Annotated in this window: 3 protein-coding genes; 2 read left to right on the top strand and 1 reads right to left on the bottom strand. The window is 60.6% G+C overall.

Going from position 1 to position 4,702, the window contains the following annotated elements:
- Positions 1-305: 305 nt before the first annotated feature.
- Positions 306-2,672: an outer membrane protein assembly factor BamA gene (bamA, locus tag L9Z73_RS25675; protein ID WP_247407166.1), complete on the bottom strand. Its 2,367-nt coding sequence runs from the start codon at positions 2,670-2,672 to the stop codon at positions 306-308.
- A 197-nt stretch (positions 2,673-2,869) separates the two neighbouring features.
- Between bamA and L9Z73_RS25680 the strand changes: the two genes are divergently transcribed.
- Positions 2,870-3,553: a response regulator transcription factor gene (locus tag L9Z73_RS25680; RefSeq protein WP_247407170.1), complete on the top strand. Its 684-nt coding sequence runs from the start codon at positions 2,870-2,872 to the stop codon at positions 3,551-3,553.
- Positions 3,550-4,702: sensor histidine kinase (locus L9Z73_RS25685; protein ID WP_247407173.1), on the top strand; the 1,153-nt coding region annotated here is incomplete at its 3' end. The genes L9Z73_RS25680 and L9Z73_RS25685, both read left to right, overlap by 4 nt.

A 4,702-nucleotide genomic window follows, 5' to 3' on the forward strand; every position in this document is an offset into this window, starting at 1 on the left:
GTGCCGCGCGCACGCGCGTGGCGCTGGCTGTTCTCGGGCTGGACCTGCTTTGGCGCGCTGGCACTGGCTGGCTGGTTGAAGTTCCTGCACTGAGAGCGGACGATCCCGGCGCCACGCTGGCGGCTCTGCGGGGCGGCGGGATCGTCAATCCATACTCGGCTTACGCACGAATGACCCTCGCCGGAATTCTTGAACCGTCAGATACGGTGTGAGTTTTCCGAGGGGAAGTGGCTTCAGATGAATGTCCTGTATTGGGGTTTTCTCGGTTTAGGCGCGGAGCTAAGCGCCTTAGCGCGCTGAAACAATCAGAACGTCTGCCCCATGGAAAACTGGAATATTTGCTTTTCCGCGTTATCGGGTGTGCGAATCGGATAAGCCAGGTTGAAACTCAGCGGCCCCAGCGGGCTGTACCACGTCACACCCACCCCTACCGAACTGGCCATCTGGCTCAGGTCCACACCGTCGCAACCTAGGGTGGTGCTCAGGTAGCACTTGTCCGAATACACCGTGCCCATATCCCAGAACACCGAGGTGCGCACGGATTTGTTGTCCTTGATGAACGGCACGGGGAACAAGTACTCCGCGCCACCGGTAATCAGGATATTACCGCCCAGCGCGTCCGTGTCCCGGTCCGAATAGTACGCCTGACCCTCACTGGCATAAGCCCCGGTCGCCGGGGTGCTGCGTGGGCCGAGGGTACCGCTTTTAAACCCGCGCACCGTGCCTTCGCCGCCCGCCGTATAGCTTTCATAGAAGGGCAACCCGTCCGTGGAACCATAGCCGTTGCCGTAACCGAGCTTGGTGTGCAAGCGCAGGGCCGTGGCATTGCTGATCGGCAGGAAGGTTTGCCCCGTGTAGTCGATTTTGTAGAAGCTCAGGTCACTGCCGGGTACCGTCACCATCAGGTTGAGGTTTTGCGAATGCCCGCGCGTCGCCAGTACGCCTTTGTTCAGGGTTGATTCCGACCAGCCTGCGCTGGCCTTGAAGTTGGTGAACTGCTTGCCTTCGCGCTCGATGAAGTCGTAGATCTCGTCGGCGCTGTAGGTGCCCGGCTCGATGTTGTCGTGCTGTGCCGTCAGGCCGAAAGTCAGACGGGAGGTCTCATTGATCGGGTAACCGAGGCTGGCGCCGAGGCCAAAACTGTTGATGGCGTAATAAGACACCCCGTCATCGTAGTACTTGTTGTAGTCGGTCTTACTGTAGAACGCGTTGTAACCCAGGCTGACCCCATCGGTGGTGAAGTAGGGGTCGGTGAAACCGATGTTGTACTTGCTCTGGTAGGACGAACGGGTCAGCCCCAGGCTGGCGTAATTACCCGTGCCGAGAAAGTTGTTCTGGGTAATCGACCCGCCGAGGATCAGGCCCGAGCTCTGGGCGAAGCCGACGCTGGCAGTGATCGAGCCGGAGGCTTGTTCCTCCACGGCGTAGTTCACATCCAACTGGTCATCCACCCCGGCCACGGCCGGCGTCTCGACGTTCACCTCCTTGAAGAACCCCAGGCGCTCCAGGCGCACCTTGGATTGGTCGATCAGGTAGGTCGACGCCCAGCCGCCTTCCATCTGGCGCATTTCGCGACGCAGCACCTTGTCGTCGGTCTTGGTATTGCCCCGGAAGTTGATGCGATTGACGTAAGCCCGCTTGCCGGGGTCGACGCTGAAGATGATGTCCACCGTGTGGTCTTCTTCATGTACCTGAGGCGTACCGTTGACGTTGGCGAACGTATAGCCTTCGTTGCCCAGGCGGCGGGTGATCAGTTCCGAGGTGGTCGTCATCAACTTGTGTGAAAACACCTGGCCCTTTTGCACCAGTAATAATGACTGGACCTGGTCTTGCGGGACTTTCAGCTCGCCGCTCAGCTTGACCTCGCGCACCGTGTATTTCTGGCCTTCCTGGATGTTCACGGTGATGTAGACGTGCTTCTTGTCCGGGGTCATGGAGACCTGGGTCGAGGTGATATCCATGTTGATATAGCCACGGTCCAGGTAATAGGAGCGCAGCCGTTCGAGGTCGCCGGAGAGTTTCTCCCGCGCGTATTTATCGTCGTTCTTGAAAAATGACAGCCAGTTACTGGTCTTCAGCGTAAATTGGTCGCCCAACGTGTCGTCGGGGAACACCGTATTGCCCACCACGTTGATGTGCTGGATCGAGGCCACTTGGCCTTCATCGATCTTGATTTTCAGGCCGACCCGATTGCGCGGCTGAGCCACGACCTCGGTGTCGACCGACGCCGAGTAACGGCCCTGGGCGACGTACTGGCGCTGCAACTCGTTGCGCACGCCTTCCAGGGTGGCCCGCTGGAATATCTCGCCTTCGGCAAGGCCCGATTGCTTCATGCCTTTCATCAAGTCTTCGGTGGAGATCGCCTTGTTGCCCTCGAACTCGATACTGGCAACCGAAGGGCGCTCGACTACATTGATAATCAGCACGTCGCCTTCGCGACTCAACTGAATGTCCTGGAAGAACCCGGTCTTGAACAACGCGCGAGTGGAATCCACCAAACGCCGGTCATCCGCTTCGTCGCCGACGTTCAGCGGCAATGCGCCGAATACGCTGCCCGCCGAGACCCGTTGCAGGCCATTGATTCGAATGTCGGAGATTTTGAAGCCTTGGGCGAGTGCCAGTGAGGTGTTGAGCAACAGCGCAACCGAGCAGAGCAGGCGCGAAAAATTCATCAAGATCTTTTCCAGAATACATCGACAAGCAGCGCCGGCTCGCTTGGATAATTCGCCGCGCGGCCAGACTGGTGAACCCCCAGCATAAGAGCGCATCGCGTTTGGTGCGGTTAACTGAATGTCAAGTTAGGTAAAGGTTGGCCCGAATCCCTGCTGCAAGGCCGATAATGCGCCCCCACTCCACTGACGAGCCCGCAATGATCTCCGTACTGCTAGTCGACGACGATCAGGAATTGACTGAAATGCTGAGCCAGTACCTGGCGTGTGAAGGCTTCGAGGTCACGGCCGTGCATACCGGTGAGGAGGGTGAGGTCGAGGCGCTGTCGGGGCGCCATAGCATTGTGGTGCTGGACGTCATGCTGCCCCAGCGCTCGGGTATCGAGGTACTCCGGCGTATCCGTGCCGTCAGCCAAGTGCCGGTGGTATTGCTCACCGCCCGTGGCGACAACATCGATCGCATCACCGGCCTGGAACTCGGCGCCGACGATTATGTGCCCAAGCCCAGTTCCCCGGGTGAATTGGTGGCACGCCTGCGCGCCATCATGCGCAGGGTGCAGGCGGTGGGCCAGCCGACCACCGAGGTGATCAAGACCGGCTCGCTGGTGTTGTGGCCAGGCAAGCGCCAGGCTCTGTGGAACGGTGCCGAGCTGGGTGTGACCAGCACCGAGTTCAGCCTGCTCGAAGAACTGGCCCGCAGCGCCGGCCAAGTGGTGAGCAAAAGGGATCTGTCGCTCAACGCCCTGGGCTGTCCGCTGACCCGCTATGACCGGCGCATCGACGTTCACATCAGCAGCATCCGGCAAAAGCTCGGGCCGCGCCCGGATGCCAAGGCCTGGATCCAGAGCGTGCGCGGTCTCGGCTACCTGTTGATTGCCGAATGATCAAGCCCAGCCTGCTGTTCTGGAAGCTGTTTCTGGCTTTCTGGCTGGCGACCACCTTGACGTTTCTGGTAGGGGTCGGCGTGCTTGAATTGGGCCGCTTCCGCCCAGGCGACCCGCATGTTGAAGCTATCCTCGCGAGTGAACAGAAGCTGCTGCAACAATTTGGTGTCGAAGCGGCCGGCCAGCTTCTGGCGGTATGGGAGCATCCGTCGGACCAAGCCATCGGTGTCTATGACAGCGCCGGCGAGTTGCTGGTTGGGGCCCCCGTTACGCGGCCGGCCTATGAACACGCGGTCATCAGCAAGGAAGGCCTGGCGCTTTCGCTGCGCTCGACCCACTTCCCCGGTATTGAAGGCGGCAGGCCGTGGCACCAAATCCCGCTGATCATCGGCACGCTGATGAGTGCGCTGTTCAGCGGTTACATGGCGTACTACCTGGCCTGGCCATTGGCGTACTTACGCCGTGCGATGAGCGATGTGGCCCAGGGGCGCTTCGAAACCCGGGTCAAGCCCTCGATGGGCAAGCGCCGTGATGAAATCGTCGACCTGGCCGAAGACTGCGACCGCATGGCCAACCAGCTCAAGGTGCTGGTGCAAGCCCAGCAGCATCTGTTGCACGACATCTCCCATGAACTGCGCTCACCGCTGACACGCATGCAAGCGGCTATCGGCCTGTTGCGCCAGGACGCCGCGCGCCTGGAAATGCTCGAACGCATCGAGCATGAATCCGAACGCATGGACACCCTGATCGAAGCGCTGCTGACCCTGGCCCGTCTGCAAGGCCGGCCCGAAAGCATCGAGCGTGAGCCCGTGGACATCACTGAGTTGCTGGCGATGATTGTCGAAGACGCGCAGTTCGAGGCCGGGATCAAAGGCTGTCGCGTGCACCTGCAGGCCTGCCCGCCGTTTATCGCGTGTGTCAGCGGCGAGTTGCTGTACCGCTGCTTCGAGAATGTGATCCGCAACGCCGTGCGCTACACCCGACCGGACACCACGGTGCGGGTTTCGGCGCATATCAGCCGCGACGCGAACCGCCTCACGGTGCGCATCACCGACCACGGGCCGGGCGTCGACAATGACCGATTGCACAGCATCTTCCAGCCGTTCGAGCGGGGCGCGGGGGATGCCTGCGTCGGTTTCGGCCTGGGCT

The organism is Pseudomonas emilianonis (genome assembly GCF_023072625.1).
Taxonomy (GTDB): domain Bacteria; phylum Pseudomonadota; class Gammaproteobacteria; order Pseudomonadales; family Pseudomonadaceae; genus Aquipseudomonas; species Aquipseudomonas paraveronii.